This window comes from Dietzia sp. WMMA184, assembly GCF_002441635.1.
GTDB lineage: Bacteria > Actinomycetota > Actinomycetes > Mycobacteriales > Mycobacteriaceae > Dietzia > Dietzia kunjamensis.
On the sequence record NZ_NXEI01000001.1, the window covers coordinates 379,787 to 394,935 of the forward strand.

Consider the following 15,149-nt stretch of genomic DNA (forward strand, 5'->3'; position numbering starts at 1 on the left):
TCCCGACGCCGGGCGTGGTGCGTGCCCGTCAGGAACCGACGCGGCGCCGCTCGGACAGGAAGACGTCCGAGTAGGTGGCCGGATCCTGACCGCGTAGGTGCGAGGTGTGGTCCTGCATGACCAGCCGCGCCGAACAGACGTTGCGGATCGCCACCAACTCGACTTCCACGCCGGGGAGTTCCTCCGCCAGGCGGCGCGCGATCGCCAGTCCCTCGCGGTACCAGTCGACCGGATCGACGCCGTCGGTCCAGACGGGCACGCCGTAGCCGTAGCCGAGAAGGCCGAGGGCGGCGCCGCTGTCGTCGGCGCTGCTGTCGTCGGAGCTGCCCCCGTAGTCCACGAATCCGCGCCGCCAGTCGTCATTCCATCGCAGGATCCGGCTCTCCAGGTCAGGGGTCAGTCCGAGGCTGCGAGGCGTGGCGAAGTCCATGAACCCGTCTCTGAGGCGGGGAGGCTGGTAGTAGGGGAGCCGTCCCGCCCACAGCCCCCACGTGACGCCGTACTCGGGCATGAGTCGGATCGTCGGTGTGCGGTCGGGGTCGGGTCCGTTCCCCGGCGTCCGCCAGCCCTCGGTGCGCACGTAGTCGCCTCGCAGGGGGTGGACGTAGTCCAGTTGCTCGGCGGCCAGCTCACACACGACATACCGCTCCGCGGTGCAGAACACCGCCGTTCCGGGCAGGCTCACCTCGAGCCGGTCGGCGAGCTCGTGGCCGCGGTCGAGCCAGGCCAACTCGTCGAAGCCCTCGCGCCACACTGGTTGGTCGACGGGGCGGTCGCCGAGATGGACGAAGTTCTCTTTCCATTCGTCGATCCACGCCTCGATGTCGTCCCGCAGGTCGCCGGGGAGGTCGAGGTCGGCGGCCACGCCCTGGTCGTGGCGCCGATGTCCGGGCGGGAAAGCGGAGGGCGATCCGAAGAGGTGCGCCTCGTAGTACTGGACCGGCGACAGGCACAGACGGGGCAACGAGGCGAGCCCAGGTTCCTCCTGCAGCCGCCACGCCGCGCGGGAACCGTGCGAGGGAAGGACCCGCGGCGTGCCGGGGACCGAGTCGGCGTCGGGATCGGGACCCGAACTCACGGCTCCGTGACCAAGGTGAGAACCGTATCCGAGGTGCGCTCGAGGGTGTGCCCGGCCCGACGGGCTACCCGGAGGAGCGCGGCGACGTCACCCATCTCGGCCCGGGACGTGGCGAGCGTCCGGGCGAGGAGACCCTTGTGATGCTTGGAGAAGTGCGAGACCACCTTGCGCGTGCCGTCGGGGTAGTCGGTGACGACGTCGACGGTGATCGCCCCCGGGACCGGCCCCAACTGGTGGTAGCCGCCGGAGCGCAGGTCCACCACGAGGTCGTCGCCCCACCCGGTGGTGGCGGCGGTGAGGGCCGGCTTCCAGGTTGAACGCAGGGTGCCCAGTCCGGGCAACTGCGTCCCGGCGGAGAGGCGGTAGTGCGGAATGGGGTCGGTAGCACCGAGCAGGCCGAACAGGGCCGAGCCGATCCACAGCCGCGACTCCGCTCGTGACCGGGTGGCCGCGGTGAACGAGGCGGGGTCGAGGGCATCGAAGAGGACGCCGGTGTAGCGGCTCAGCGCGGACGCGGTGGGGGAGGTCCACAGCTCGGCGTTCAGTGTCACCTCGTCGCCGAGTTTCTCACTCAGCCCGAGCGCGTCGCGAGCCGCCGCCGCCTCGCCCGAGCACAGCGAGACGAGGGAGTCGGCGACGGCGCGGCGGGTTCCTTCGAGCTCGGGGAGCGAGAGCGCGGCCAGGTCGAGCGGCTCCCCGGACCCGCCGACGGATTTGGTCTCGGAAGGGGACAGGAGGATACGCACCCGGCTCAGGGTACCGAGGCCACCGGCAGCCCCGACGGCGGGCGGCGGGTCCGCGAGCAGGGGCGGCTAGGCTGGTGCATCGTGATCACGCGTCTGTCCCACCTTTTCCTGCGCACGCTCCGCGATGACCCGGCCGATGCCGAGGTCCTCAGCCACAAACTGCTGGTCCGCGCCGGGTACGTCCGCCGCGTCGCTCCCGGCGTGTACTCCTGGCTGCCGCTGGGTCTGCGCACCCTCCGCAGGGTCGAGCAGGTGGTGCGCGAGGAGATGAACGCCTTCGGCGCGCAGGAGATCACCCTGCCCGCACTCCTGCCGCGGGAACCGTACGAGACCACCGGACGGTGGACCGAGTACGGCCCGGCGTTGTTCCGGCTGAAGGACCGCAAGGGCAACGACATGATGCTCGGCCCCACCCACGAGGAACTCTTCACGCTCACCGTGCAGGGCGAATACTCCTCGTACAAGGACCTGCCCGTCACGCTGTACCAGATCCAGACCAAGTACCGCGACGAGGAACGACCCCGTGCCGGGATCCTGCGCGGTCGCGAGTTCGTCATGAAGGACTCGTACTCGTTCGACGTCGACGACGCCGGACTCGAACGCTCCTACCAGGCGCACCGAGAGGCGTACCGACGCATCTTCGACCGTCTCGGGATCGAGTACGTCATCTGTGCCGCCACCTCCGGCGCGATGGGTGGTTCCGCCTCCGAGGAGTTCCTCGCCGTCTCCGCCGCCGGCGAGGACACGTTCGTCCGATCCACCGACGGGCAGTACGCGGCCAACGTCGAGGCCGTCGTCACCCCCGCGCCGCCCGCCCTCCCGATCGAGGGTTCGCCGCGGGCGGTCGTGCACGAGACCCCGGACGCGCCGACCATCGACACGCTCGTCGCCTGGGCGAACTCCGCAGACCTGGGCCGGGAGGTGACCGCCGCGGACACTCTCAAGAACGTCATGTTCAAGGTGCGTCGGCCCGGTCAGGACTGGGAACTGTTGGCGGTGGGCCTACCGGGCGACCGCGAGGTCGACATGAAGCGGGTGGAGGCCGCGCTCGAGCCGGCGGAGGTCGAGATCCTCGACGAGGCGGATTTCAAGACCAACCCGTTCCTCGTGAAGGGGTACATCGGCCCGCGCGCGCTGCAGGAGAACGAGGTCCGCTACCTCGTCGACCCGCGGGTCGTCGACGGCACGGCGTGGATCACCGGAGCCGACGAGCCCGGCAAGCACGTGGTGGACCTGGTGTGCGGCCGTGACTTCACCCCGGACGGCACCATCGAGGTCGCCGAGGTGAGGGAGGGCGACCCGGCACCGGACGGGCACGGCACCCTGACCCTGGCGCGCGGGATCGAGATCGGCCACATCTTCCAGCTGGGCCGGAAGTACACCGACGCCTTCGGGTTCGACGTGCTGGGCGAGAACGGCAAGCCCGCGAGGGTGACCATGGGGTCCTACGGCATCGGGGTCTCGCGTCTCGTGGCGGTACTCGCGGAGCAGTTCGCCGACGACAAGGGCCTGGTCTGGCCCGCTGAGGCCGCGCCCGCGGACGTCCACGTGGTGATCGCCAACAAGGACGATGCCGCGATCTCGGGAGCCGCGACGCTGGTGGAGGCGTTCGACCGCGCCCGACTCGAGGTCCTCTTCGACGACCGGAAGGCCTCGCCCGGCGTGAAGTTCAAGGACGCCGAGCTGATCGGTGTGCCGTGGGTGGTCGTGGTGGGTCGCGGCTGGTCCGAGGGCACCGTCGAGCTGCGCGAGCGCGCCACCGGCGAGGTCACCCAGGTCCCGGTGGACGGTGCCGCGGAGGAGATCGTCCGGTTGATCGGCGCCGGACGCCCCTGAGCCTCAGGCCGGCGGCGGGAACCCGGGTAGCGCCTCGAACGGCGCTCCCGGGACCAGGGTTCTCCAGCGTGCGAGTTGCACCGCCGCCGCGGTGAGGGCGTCGACGCAGAAACGGCGGGTCTCCGGCGTCCGGGCGAGGCCGAGTTCGACGCGCCAGGCCTCGCAACAGTCCGATTCGATCCGGATCGCCAGAAGGACGGGAGCGCCGGGGGCGTCCGGATCGGGGACGTATCCGACCGGCGCGGGGGGCGATGCCGGCCACAACACCTCAGCCGCGTCCCGACGGGCTCGATGAGCAGCGAGCTCACGCCTGACCGCGGCTCGGATGGAGCCGTCCGCCCGGGACAGGACGAGACCGTACCCGTAGACCGCCGCGTCCTCGGCGGCCAAACCGACCGGAGCGCTCACGCGAGTTCCACCTCGACCGCCGCCGTGCACGCCGCCGAGACCGCGCCGGCGATCTCCGCGCGGGCCCCCTCGGTCGCCGCGGCCGCACCGGCGGCGTCGGCCGCGTCGGCGCGGAGTCGCGAGCGCACCTCCTCGGCGGGCGGGCAGACCGGCGCCGGTGTCGGCACGGGGGTTGGCTGCTGCTCGTCGTCCTGCGGGCGGTCCACGAGCCCGGCGAGCCGTTCCGCGTGAACTCTCCGGGTGTCGGCGAGCCGACGCAGGGCACCCACCCGATCGCCGTGGGAGGCGTCCGCGGCCGCGAGTTCCCGTGCGTCGCGCTCGGCGGCCTCGAGCAGGCCGAGCAGGGGATCGGGGCGGTCGGTGACCGTGGGCAGGGCACAGCCGCCGGCGACTGCGAGCCCGGCGACTCCGGCGGCCGCGACGGCGAACTGACGGCGCGAGAGGGCGACGGGGGCGGAATGGGGCACTCCGACATCCTGCCAGGGGTCGGAGAAGGGGGCGGCGAGGCGGTACAGTGATGCGGCCCGTCCGCGTCCCGGAACGGAATCCGCCAGCCCGCACTCCAGGAGCACAGTGATCGTCCCCGAGCCCGACCGGGCCCATATACGCAAGGCGGTCTCGGACCGCAGCCTCGACCTCGAGGACCTCCGGGAGGACACCCGTTCGTCCACGTGGCACGTGACGGTCGTCGTGGACGGGGACTCCGGCGTCTCCCTCGACGATCTCGCCGAACTCTCCGTCGATCTCGACCCCCTCGCCGAGCAGTGGGGGGGATCGGGCCAGCCGGTCACGCTGGAGGTCACCAGCAGGGGCGTCGACGCGCCGCTGGAGCACCCCCGTCACTGGGCCCGTGCCCGCGGACGCCAGGTCGACCTGCTCTACGTCGACGGCGCCGACGGGCCGACCCGGGGGCGGGTCGGAGACCTCGACGAGGACTCGGGGACCGTCCGCATCGTGTCCAGGGCGGGCCGGGGGACCAGAGTGGACTCGGTAGCGTTGGATCGGGTGGCCCGCGCCGTGATCCGGGTCGAGTTCCGGCCAGCGCCACAGGAGGAGCTGGACCTGTTGTCCGAGCCGGAGAACCCCGGGCACGGCGTGCGAGAAGGAGAAAACAGTTGAACATCGACATGGCAGCGCTGAACATGCTGTCCCGAGAGCGCGAGATCCCGCTGGACGACCTCGTGCACACTCTCGAAAACGCGCTGCTCACCGCCTACAAGCGGACCGAGGGCTCGCATAGGGTGGCCCGGATCGCGCTGGACCGCAAGGCCGGCACGGTCGCCGTCATGGCCGCCGAGGTGGACGAGGACGGCAACCGCATCGGGGAGTTCGACGCCACCCCCTCCGACTTCGGGCGGGTGGCCGCGGCCACGGCACGGCAGATCATCCTGCAGCGTCTGCGCGAAGCCGAGACCGACCGCATCTACGGTGATCTCGTCGCGCGCGAGGGCGAGGTGGTCAGTGGGGTCATCCAGTCCGACTCCCGCGCCAACGCCCGTGGGATCGTGGTCGTCCACATCGGACCCGAGAACGGGGGCACCGAGGGGACCATCGCCCCGGCCGAGCAGGTACCGGGTGAGACCTACACGCACGGGGAGCGCATCAAGTGCCACGTCGTCGGGGTGCACAAGGGGCCCCACGGCGCCTCCGTCTCGCTCTCCCGCACCCACCCGGACCTGGTCCGGGGACTGTTCGCGCTCGAGGTCCCGGAGATCGACGACGGCTCGGTGCGGATCGCGGCGATCGCGCGTGAGGCGGGCCACCGGACGAAGATCGCGGTGGAATCCACCATCTCGGGACTCAACGCGAAGGGCGCCTGCATCGGACCGAACGGGGCCCGTGTGCGCGCGGTCATGGCGGAGCTCAACGACGAGAAGATCGACATCGTCGACTACGACGACGACCCGACGGTGTTCGTCGGCAACGCCCTGTCCCCGGCGAAGGTGATCTCCGTCACCGTCGCCGATGCCACCACCAGGGCGGCCCGCGTCGTCGTCCCCGACTACCAGCTGTCCCTGGCGATCGGCAAGGAAGGCCAGAACGCACGTCTGGCACACCGCCTGACCCAGTGGCGGATCGACATCCACAGCGACGCGGAGTGACGCGCTGCGCCGCCCGGCGCCACGCGGTCGGGCGCGCCGTTAGTGTCGACACGGCATTGTCTGTAGACTGATCAGTTGTCACAGTGACTTCACGTCCACCCGTCCACTCGGGCCGGGCGGCGAGAGACCGAGGTGGCCGGATGCAGGGACGCAAGGACCAGCGGTTCGGTACCGCCGAGGCCGCGGGTCCGGTCAGGACCTGCGTCGGTTGCCGGGGTCGGGACACCGATTCCCGACTCCTCCGGATCGTCCACGATCCGGAGACGGCCGCTCTCTCGCCCGATCCGCGCCGACGGGCGGTCGGACGAGGAGCCTGGGTGCATCGCGAACCGCAGTGCATCACGACAGCGCTCGACCGCAAGGCCTTCACCAGGGCCCTGCGGATCGCCGGGAACGTGTCCCAGGACGCGCTCACGGAGGTACTCGAGGCACTACGCCTCGGGCACGACATCACCCTCCGACCGCTCGGTTCGGCAGGGGGAGCACAAGAGAAGGAACGGACCAGACACGATGAGCACACCGTGAAGCTCCAGCGATGAACGTCCATCGAATGTAGACCGAGGTCGCGCGGCCAGCCCTGCCGTGGAGACCTCGCAGTGAGGAGAGCAGTGGCAGGCAAGCCCCGGGTACACGAGCTGGCAAAAGAGTTCGGTATCACCAGTAAAGAACTTCTGACGAAACTCCGCGATCAGGGAGAGTTCGTCAAGTCCGCGTCCTCGACGTTGGAGGCCCCGGTCGTCCGGCGCCTGCGTGAGGCACATGCACCGGCAGGCGGCGACTCCGCCCCCGCCCCGTCTAAATCCGCAGGAGGCGCTGCGCCCAAGCCGGGTGCACCCTCGAAGCCGGCACCGGGCCCCCGTCCGGGCGCGGATCCGCGCTCGGCGGCTCCCAAGCCCGCGGCCGGCCCCACCCCGGGCGCCAAGCCCGCGGCCCCCGCGCCGGCTCCCAAGCCGGAAGCCGGTCCGACTCCGGGCGCCAAGCCCGCGGCCCCCACGCCGGCTCCCAAGCCGGAAGCCGGTCCGACTCCGGGCGCCAAGCCCGGTTCCCAGCGTCCGACCCCGGGGGCGACCCCCGGCGCGGCCGCCGCAGCCTCCCGTCCGGCTCCCGGGCCGCGCGCGGCGGGGCCGAAGCCCGGTCCCAAGGCGCCTCGCGTCGGGAACAACCCGTACTCCAGCGGCACCACGCCCGCGCCGCGTCCGCAGGGCGGTCCCCGCCCGGCACCCGGCCAGGGTGGTCCCCGTCCCGGAGGCGCCCGTCCGGGCGCACCCGGTCAGGGTGGGCCCCGTCCCCCGCAGCGGTCGGGCGCACCGGGCCAGGGCGGTCCCCGTCCCAACCCCGGCAACATGCCGGCGCGTCCCAGCCCCGGTCAGATGCCGGGACAGGTCGCACGTCCCGCCGCGGGTCGCGGCCGTCCGGGTGGTCCCGGTGGCCGTCCGGGTGGCGGCGGTTTCCGTCCCGGTGGCGGCGGCGGTGCCCCCGCAGCCGGTGGCGGCGGGTTCCGGGGTCGTCCCGGGGGCGGCAACCGTGGCCGCGGTGGTGCCGCGGGTGCGTTCGGTCGTCCCGGTGGCGCCCCGCGTCGTGGTCGCAAGTCGAAGCGGCAGAAGCGTCAGGAATACGACTCGATGCGGGCCCCGGAGGTCGGCGGCGTCCGGCTTCCCGACGGGCGCGGGCAGGTCCTGCGACTGGCACAGGGTGCTTCGCTGAGCGATTTCGCGGACAAGATCGACGTCAACCCCGCGCAGCTGGTCCAGGCCCTGTTCAACCTGGGTGAGATGGTCACGGCCACGCAGTCGGTCACCCCGGAGACGCTGCAGCTGCTCGGTGAGGAGATGGGCTTCAAGGTCCAGATCGTCAGCCCCGAGGACGAGGATCGCGAGCTGCTCGATTCGTTCGACCTCTCCTTCGGTGAGGACGAGGGTGACGAGAGCGATCTCGAGATCCGTCCCGCGGTCGTCACGGTCATGGGTCACGTCGACCACGGCAAGACCCGCCTGCTCGACAGCATCCGGTCGGCGAAGGTGGGCGAGGGTGAGGCCGGTGGCATCACCCAGCACATCGGCGCCTACCAGGTGACGGTGCCGGTCGACGACGTGGATCGTACGATCACCTTCATCGATACGCCGGGTCACGAGGCGTTCACCGCCATGCGTGCCCGCGGCGCGAAGTCGACGGACATCGCGATCATCGTGGTCGCGGCGGACGACGGCGTGATGCCGCAGACGGTCGAGGCGATCAACCACGCGCAGGCGGCAGAGGTGCCGGTCGTGGTCGCGGTCAACAAGATCGACAAGGAGGGCGCTCAGCCCGACAAGATCCGCGGCCAGATGACCGAGTACGGCCTGGTGCCGGAGGAGTACGGCGGCGACACGATGTTCGTCGACATCTCCGCCAAGCAGGGTCTCAACATCGAGTCGCTGCTCGAGGCGGTCGTCCTGACCGCCGACGCGTCTCTCGACCTGCGGGCGAACCCGGACATGGACGCGCAGGGTGTCGCCATCGAGGCGCACCTGGACCGCGGTCGCGGTCCCGTCGCCACGGTGCTCATCCAGCGCGGCACGCTGCGGGTCGGCGACTCGATCGTCGCCGGCGACGCCTACGGCCGCGTCCGACGCATGGTCGACGAGCACGGCGAGGACGTCACCGAGGCGACCCCGTCGCGTCCGGTCCAGGTCATCGGCCTGACCAGCGTGTGTGGCGCCGGTGACACCCTGATGGTGGTCGAGGAGGATCGGACCGCACGGCAGATCGCCGACCGTCGTAACGCGCGCAAGCGCAACGCGATGGCCGCCCGTAGCCGTCGTCGGATCAGCCTCGAGGACCTGGATTCGCATCTCAAGGAGACGAGCCAGCTCAACCTCATCATCAAGGGCGACAACTCCGGTACGGTCGAAGCCCTCGAGGAGGCCCTCCTGGGGATCGAGATCGACGACGAGGTGCAGCTGCGCGTCATCGACCGCGGTGTCGGTGCCGTCACCGAGACCAACGTCAACCTGGCGGCCGCCTCCGACGCGGTGATCATCGGGTTCAACGTCCGGGCGGAGGGCAAGGCCACCGAGCTGGCCAACCGCGAGGGCGTGGACATCCGGTACTACTCGATCATCTACCAGGCGATCGACGAGATCGAGAGCGCGCTCAAGGGCATGCTCAAGCCGATCTACGAGGAGAAGAAGCTCGGCCAGGCGGAGATCCGCAATATGTTCCGCTCCTCCAAGGTGGGCAACATCGCGGGTTGCATGGTGCTCGACGGCATCATGCGGCGCAACGCCAAGGCCCGGCTCATCCGGGACGGCAAGGTCGTGGCGGAGGAGATGACCATCTCCTCGCTGCGTCGCGAGAAGGACGACGCGACCGAGGTCCGCGAGGGCTTCGAGTGTGGTCTGACGGTGACGTACTCCGACATCAAGATCGGTGACATCATCGAGACCTACGAGCTCGTCGAGAAGCCGCGCGACTGACGTCGCAGGGCACTGTCGTGGGGGCGGGATCCGTTGGAGACGGACCTGCCCCCGCGGCATGCTCGTCAACCCGTGGTCGCCGTGCGACCGCATCACGCCAAGGAGGATCCCCATGACCGGTAAGGGACGCGCGGGACGGCTCGGAAAGCGGATCGGCGAGATCGTCGCGACGGCCATCGAGCACGAGATCAAGGACCCGCGGCTGGAGTTCATCACGATCACCGATTCGCGGATCACCGCGGATCTGCGGGTGGCGACGCTGTACTACACGGTTCGTGGCGTGACCCTCGACGAGGAGCCGGACCACGAGGCCGCGGAGGCTGCGTTGACCGCCGCGCGGGGCCGCCTGCGCACGATGGTCGGCAAACAGACCGGGGTGAAGTTCACCCCGGAGTTGACCTTCGTGCCGGACTCCGTGCCGGACGCGGCGCGCCAGATGGAAGAACTACTCGCCAAGGCCCGGGCGCAGGACGAACAGGTCCGGCGCGTGGCCGAGGGGGCCCGTCCGGCGGGCGACGAGGACCCGTACCGCAAGCCGGAGGAGGCGGACCGGCCGGAGGACGACGATCGGTGACCGAACCGGTGGACGCCGCCGGCGCGGCGGACGTGTTGGCCCGTCACCACGAGGTGACCGTGCTGTGCCACGTCCGCCCGGACGCGGATGCGCTCGGTAGCTCCTCCGGTCTCGCGCGGGCGTTGCGTGCGCGGGGCGTGACCGTCCACCACTCGTTCGATCCCGGCGTCGTCCCGGGGGCGATGGGGGCCATCCCGGGCACCGACCGGGTGGTCCCCCTCGCGCAGGTCCCCGCCCATCGGGGTCTCGTCGTGACGTTGGACTGCGCGAGCCCGGACCGGGTGGGCCGGTGGGGCAGGCTCGCCGACGCGGCATCGGAGGTCCTCGTCGTCGACCATCACCGGTCCAATCCCGGATTCGGTTCCCACATGCTGCTCGACCCGGACGCCGCGTCGACGGCGTCGCTCGTCCTGGACGTCCTCGACGCGGGCGGGTTCCCCGTGGACGCCGTGACGGCCACGAGCCTCTACGCAGGGCTCGTCACCGACACCGGATCCTTCCGTTGGGGCGGCGCGGACTCGCACGAGACCGCCCGACGACTGCTGGCCGCGGGCGCGGAGACCACCGAACTCACCCACGCCCTGCTCGACGCGCACTCGTTCGCCTGGCTTCGGGTGCTGGGCGGGCTGTTGAGGACGGTGCGTCTGGAAGCCGACGCGGTGGGCGGGCGCGGATCGGTGTGGCTGGCCGTCCCGCACGAGGTGATCTCGGTAGCGGACGAGGACGACGTGGAATCCCTCGTCTCGCACCTCCGCGGCGTCCGGGAGGCCCGCGTGGCGGTTCTCCTCAAGGAGTACCTGCCCGGCGAGTGGGCCGTCTCCCTCCGCTCGCGACCCGGTGGCCCGGGTGCAGGCGTCGTGGACGCCGCGGACGTCGTGGACGTCTCGGCCATCGCGGCCGCGCTCGGGGGCGGCGGTCATCCGTCGGCCGCCGGCTGCACGATGCGCGGTGATGTGGAGACCATCAGCACGAGGCTCCGTGAACTCCTCGGCTGACGTGACGCACACCGGGCCCGATCCGGCCGTCGGGCTGGGAGCGATCGGACGCCGACTCTGGTCTATCGCCCTGCCGGTCCTGCCGGTGCTGTCCGCCGAGCCCGTCTATCTCCTGGTCGACGGGATCATCGTCGGTCGCCAGGGACCGGAGGACCTGGCCGCGCTCGGCGTGGGAGCCCTCGTCCTCCTGGTGCTGGGTACCCAGATGAACTTCCTGTCCTACGGGACCACCGCCCGATCGGCGCGGTTGCACGGGGCGGGCCGCCGCGGCGACGCCGTGGCCGAAGGGGTGCAGGCGACGTGGATCGCCGTCGCCGTCGGCGCGCTGGTGGTGGCCGTCGTACTGGCGTTGCGGGGGCCGATCACCCGGGTACTCGCCGCGGACGCGGACGTGGCCGCCGGCGCGGCCGAATGGCTCGGGGTGGCCGTGTGGGGCATCCCGTGCATCCTCGTGGCGTCAGCCGGCCACGGGTGGATGAGGGGCGTCCAGCGCCTGCGCACCCCGCTCGTGCTCGTCGGCGTGGGCATCGGCGTGTCGACCGCCGGGTGCGTGGTGCTTGTCCCCGGTCTGGGGCCGGCCCCGGCGCTGGGGTTGGTCGGGAGTGCCTGGGCGAACCTCGCGGGCCAACTGCTCATGGCCGCCGGTTTCCTCGTCGCGCTCGTCCTCGAGCGTCCGGGGTCGCTGCGGCCACGCCGCGCCGTGATCGTCAGCCAGCTCCGCATGGGCGTGGACCTGATCATCCGTACCGCGTCGTTCCAGATCACCTTCGCCGTCGCCACCACCGCGGCAGCCGCCGCCGGGGTCGACTCGCTCGCGGCGCACCACCTCGCACAGCAATTGTGGGCGCTGTACTCGCTCGTGTTGGACTCGGTCGCGATCGCGGCCCAGTCGCTGGTCGGCGCCGCGCTCGGCGCGGGACTCGCCGCCCACGGCCGGGCGCTGGCACGTGCCGTGGTCGTGTGGTCACTGGGTCTGGGTGCTGCCCTCGCCCTGCTGACGGTCGTGTTCAGAGCTCCCCTGGCATCGCTGCTGTCCGGGGATCCCGGGGTGGCCGACCGACTGGTCGTCGCCCTGATCGGGATGGCGGTGGTGGTGATCCCGGCAGCGGTGGTGTTCGGACTCGACGGCGTGCTGCTGGGCGCCGGTGACGCGGCGTACCTGCGCACCAGCACCGTGGTCGCGGCGCTGCTGGGCTTCCTGCCCGTGCTGCTCGTCACCCGGTACCTCGGGTGGGGGCTGCCGGGAATCTGGGTCGGGATGGGCGTGTTCGTCGGTCTCCGACTGATCGCCGTCGTGGCCCGGGTGCGCGGCGACCGGTGGATGGTGCTGGGAGCGCAGACGCCGGGCGCACGGGCCCTGCAGGAGGTGGACGGATGACCGCCGGGGCGACGAGCGTGCAACCGACCCTGCGCGCGGTGTCCGACCTGCACGTGGGACACCGGGGCAACGCGGACGTCGTGGACGAGATCCACCCCGCGCACCCGGGGGACTGGCTCATCGTGGCCGGTGACGTGGCCGAGAAGGTCGACCACGTCGTGGACGCGCTCGAGCGACTGGCGGCGCGTTTCGAACGGGTGATCTGGGCGCCCGGCAACCACGAGTTGTGGATCGGCCGCGACGACGAGGGGATCACGTCCACCACCAAGTACGACCGGCTGGTGGAGGCGTGCCGGGCCATCGGGGTCGACACCCCGGAGGACCAGTACCCCCTGTGGACCGGACCGGGCGGACCCGCGTGGGTGGTACCGATGTTCCTGTTCTACGACTACAGCTGGACGCTGGTCGTGGGGCAGTCGCGGGCGGACGCCCTGGCCGGTGCACGGGAGCGTCGCGTCGTGGCCTCGGACGAGTTCCTCATCGACCCCGCCCCCTACGGTGACGCGGTCGCCTGGTGTCGGGACCGTCTCGTGGGCACGACGACGCGGCTGGCCCGCCTCGATCCCGCGCACCCGACGGTGCTCGTCAACCACTGGCCGCTGCTGCGGGACCCCACCCGGGTCCTGCGGCACCCGGACTTCGCGCTGTGGTGCGGGACCGATCAGACCGCCGACTGGCACCGCCGGTACCGCGCCATCGCGTGCGTCTACGGTCACCTGCACATCCCGCGGACCACGGTCCACGACGGCGTGCGCTTCGAGGAGGTCTCCCTGGGATACCCGAGGGAGTGGAACGGGCGTGGGCGGCCCGACCCGCTCACCCGTCAGATCCTCCCGGCGCCGGACGGTCCGCAGGTGCGGTGGGTCCGCGGCGACGGTGGGATGCCGAGGATCGCCCGGCCCGCCGACACCGGTCCCTACCTGGAGGACGAACGGTGATCGACGACCTGTTCCCGCCCGACGTGGTGGGGGTGACCGACGCCGAGCTGGGCCTGGACGACGCGGCGATGTTGGCCTCGCTGTACCCGGTGGAGGTCGAGCAGATCGGGGCCGCCGTCGAGCGGCGCCGGATCGACTTCGCGGGCGCGCGTGCGTGTGCCCGGGAGGCCATGTCGAGGCTCGGCGTCCCCGCCGGCCCCGTCCTGCGCGGGGGTCGGGGCATGCCGGTGTGGCCGCCGGGCCTGGTGGGCACGCTCACGCACACCGAGGGGCTGCGGGCCGCCGCGCTGGCGCCGACCGCCCGCGTCCGGTCGCTCGGGCTGGACGTGGAACGCCACGCACCGCTGGCCGCGGGCGTCCTCGAGGCGGTCTCCCTGCCAGAGGAGGCGGCGTGGGTGCGTGCGGCACGCGCCGAGGTCGCGGACGTCGCCTGGGATGCGCTGCTGTTCACGGCGAAGGAGGCGACGTACAAGGCGTGGTTCCCGCTCACCCACCGGTGGTTGGGGTTCGGTGACGCACACATCACCCTGGTCCCGGACGGCGACGACGACGAGGTGGTCACCGGCACGCTGCGATCGCGGATCCTCATCGACGGCCATGCCGTGGACGGGGGGCCCGATCTGGTCGAGTTCCGGGGCCGCTGGGCCGTCCGGGACGGGTACGTGGCCTCGGCGATCGTGCTGCGACCCGCCGGGGTCGCTAGCGTGGGCCCGTGACGCCGCGCAGACCCGACCCCCGCCCCGCTCCCGACCCCGGCCTGGTGGTCGTCGACAAGCCGGGGGGCATGAGTAGCCACGACGTCGTCGGACGGCTCCGGCGCTACTTCGGTACCCGCAAGGTCGGGCACGCCGGAACGCTCGACCCGATGGCCACCGGGGTGCTCGTCGTGGGCATCGAACGCGCCACCAAGATGCTCGGACTGCTGGCACTGGAGACCAAGTCCTACGAGGCCACCATCCGTCTCGGCCAGACCACGACCACCGACGACGCCGAGGGGGAGACCACCTCGACCACCGACGCCTCCGCCGTGACCGACGAGGCGATCGACGCGGCCGTCGCGGCGCTGACCGGGGAGATCGACCAGGTCCCGTCCGCGGTGAGCGCGATCAAGGTGGACGGGAGGCGGGCCTACGACCGCGTGCGGGCGGGGGAGGAGGTCGAGCTCCGGTCACGGCGGGTCACCGTCTCCCGGTTCGACGTGCTCGAGCGGACCCGCTCCGGCGCGGTGGTCGACCTCGTCGTCGTCGTCGACTGCTCCACCGGAACCTACATCCGCGCGCTCGCCCGGGACCTCGGCTCCGCCCTCGGGGTCGGCGGTCACCTCACGGCGCTGCGCCGCACCCACGTCGGGCCGTTCGGTCTCGACGTGGCACGGACCCTCGACCAGCTGGAGACCGATCCGACACTGTCACTGGACCTCGACTCCGCCGCGCTGACCGCGTTCCCCCGACGCGACATCGACGCCGACGAGGCGGAGGGACTGCGCCACGGCCGATGGCTCGAGGCCCGCGGTGACGCCGGGGTCGTCGCCGCCGTCGGCCCGGACGGCCGGGTCGCGGCGCTGGTCTCGGAATCGGGGCGGCGTGCCGCTCCGGTCGTGGTCATGCGCCCGGCGGGCCTGTGAACGCCGCGCGTAAGG

General features: G+C 71.8%; 15 protein-coding genes. 11 read left to right on the top strand and 4 right to left on the bottom strand.

What is annotated here, in order from left to right:
* Nucleotides 1–28: 28 nt before the first annotated feature.
* Both CK206_RS01755 and CK206_RS01760 read right to left on the bottom strand, forming a co-directional pair.
* Nucleotides 29–1,078 carry a hypothetical protein gene (locus CK206_RS01755; RefSeq protein WP_096905336.1) on the bottom strand — a complete coding sequence of 350 codons (1,050 nt, stop codon included), beginning with the start codon at nucleotides 1,076–1,078 and terminating at the stop codon, nucleotides 29–31.
* On the bottom strand, nucleotides 1,075–1,824 hold the full coding sequence (locus tag CK206_RS01760; protein WP_096905337.1) for a YaaA family protein: 750 nt from the start codon (nucleotides 1,822–1,824) through the stop codon (nucleotides 1,075–1,077). The genes CK206_RS01755 and CK206_RS01760 overlap by 4 nt, the downstream gene beginning before the upstream one ends.
* 81 nt (nucleotides 1,825–1,905) lie before the next feature.
* On the opposite strand from CK206_RS01760, the gene CK206_RS01765 reads away from it, so the two are divergent.
* Nucleotides 1,906–3,660, top strand: a complete 1,755-nt coding sequence (locus tag CK206_RS01765) for a proline--tRNA ligase (RefSeq protein WP_096905338.1) — start codon at nucleotides 1,906–1,908, stop codon at nucleotides 3,658–3,660.
* Nucleotides 3,661–3,663: 3 nt separating this feature from the next.
* Here CK206_RS01765 and CK206_RS01770 read toward each other — a convergent pair whose 3' ends face one another.
* Nucleotides 3,664–4,068 carry a DUF4439 domain-containing protein gene (locus CK206_RS01770; protein ID WP_082923979.1) on the bottom strand — a complete coding sequence of 135 codons (405 nt, stop codon included), beginning with the start codon at nucleotides 4,066–4,068 and terminating at the stop codon, nucleotides 3,664–3,666.
* Nucleotides 4,065–4,535, bottom strand: a complete 471-nt coding sequence (locus CK206_RS01775) for a hypothetical protein (RefSeq protein ID WP_143337679.1) — start codon at nucleotides 4,533–4,535, stop codon at nucleotides 4,065–4,067. The genes CK206_RS01770 and CK206_RS01775 overlap by 4 nt, the downstream gene beginning before the upstream one ends.
* A 106-nt stretch (nucleotides 4,536–4,641) precedes the next feature.
* Between CK206_RS01775 and rimP the strand changes: the two genes are divergently transcribed.
* The 10 genes from rimP (at nucleotide 4,642) to truB (ending at nucleotide 15,134) form a co-directional block, all read left to right on the top strand.
* On the top strand, nucleotides 4,642–5,187 hold the full coding sequence (rimP, locus tag CK206_RS01780; RefSeq protein WP_067717678.1) for a ribosome maturation factor RimP: 546 nt from the start codon (nucleotides 4,642–4,644) through the stop codon (nucleotides 5,185–5,187).
* Nucleotides 5,184–6,170 (top strand): transcription termination factor NusA, encoded by a 987-nt coding sequence (nusA, locus tag CK206_RS01785; protein ID WP_069389518.1) that lies wholly within the window; start codon nucleotides 5,184–5,186, stop codon nucleotides 6,168–6,170. The genes rimP and nusA overlap by 4 nt, the downstream gene beginning before the upstream one ends.
* A 140-nt stretch (nucleotides 6,171–6,310) precedes the next feature.
* On the top strand, nucleotides 6,311–6,709 hold the full coding sequence (locus CK206_RS01790) for a YlxR family protein (RefSeq protein WP_096905339.1): 399 nt from the start codon (nucleotides 6,311–6,313) through the stop codon (nucleotides 6,707–6,709).
* Nucleotides 6,710–6,778: 69 nt separating this feature from the next.
* Nucleotides 6,779–9,625 carry a translation initiation factor IF-2 gene (gene infB, locus CK206_RS01795; RefSeq protein WP_096905340.1) on the top strand — a complete coding sequence of 949 codons (2,847 nt, stop codon included), beginning with the start codon at nucleotides 6,779–6,781 and terminating at the stop codon, nucleotides 9,623–9,625.
* 112 nt (nucleotides 9,626–9,737) lie between these two features.
* A complete protein-coding gene (rbfA, locus tag CK206_RS01800; RefSeq protein ID WP_096905341.1) occupies nucleotides 9,738–10,199 on the top strand; it encodes a 30S ribosome-binding factor RbfA in 462 nt (153 codons plus the stop codon).
* Complete coding sequence (locus tag CK206_RS01805) at nucleotides 10,196–11,194, top strand: bifunctional oligoribonuclease/PAP phosphatase NrnA (protein ID WP_096905342.1); 999 nt, start codon at nucleotides 10,196–10,198, stop codon at nucleotides 11,192–11,194. Before rbfA ends, CK206_RS01805 begins: the two co-directional genes overlap by 4 nt.
* Nucleotides 11,151–12,572 carry an MATE family efflux transporter gene (locus CK206_RS01810; protein ID WP_096905343.1) on the top strand — a complete coding sequence of 474 codons (1,422 nt, stop codon included), beginning with the start codon at nucleotides 11,151–11,153 and terminating at the stop codon, nucleotides 12,570–12,572. The genes CK206_RS01805 and CK206_RS01810 overlap by 44 nt, the downstream gene beginning before the upstream one ends.
* A complete protein-coding gene (locus CK206_RS01815; protein WP_096905344.1) occupies nucleotides 12,569–13,510 on the top strand; it encodes a metallophosphoesterase in 942 nt (313 codons plus the stop codon). Before CK206_RS01810 ends, CK206_RS01815 begins: the two co-directional genes overlap by 4 nt.
* Nucleotides 13,507–14,226, top strand: coding sequence for a 4'-phosphopantetheinyl transferase (locus CK206_RS01820; protein WP_096905345.1), 720 nt, complete (start codon nucleotides 13,507–13,509; stop codon nucleotides 14,224–14,226). The genes CK206_RS01815 and CK206_RS01820 overlap by 4 nt, the downstream gene beginning before the upstream one ends.
* The gene (truB, locus tag CK206_RS01825; RefSeq protein WP_096905346.1) at nucleotides 14,223–15,134 is read left to right on the top strand and encodes a tRNA pseudouridine(55) synthase TruB; all 912 of its coding nucleotides are present in this window, start codon (nucleotides 14,223–14,225) and stop codon (nucleotides 15,132–15,134) included. Before CK206_RS01820 ends, truB begins: the two co-directional genes overlap by 4 nt.
* Nucleotides 15,135–15,149: the final 15 nt, after the last annotated feature.

Bases quoted from the DNA above. Each gene is read 5' to 3' on its own strand.
- rbfA (WP_096905341.1), top strand. From the start codon at position 9,738: ATGACCGGTAAGGGACGCGCGGGACGGCTCGGAAAGCGGATCGGCGAG.
- CK206_RS01790 (WP_096905339.1), top strand. From the start codon at position 6,311: ATGCAGGGACGCAAGGACCAGCGGTTCGGTACCGCCGAGGCCGCGGGT.
- CK206_RS01815 (WP_096905344.1), top strand. From the start codon at position 12,569: ATGACCGCCGGGGCGACGAGCGTGCAACCGACCCTGCGCGCGGTGTCC.
- CK206_RS01810 (WP_096905343.1), top strand. From the start codon at position 11,151: ATGTGGAGACCATCAGCACGAGGCTCCGTGAACTCCTCGGCTGACGTG.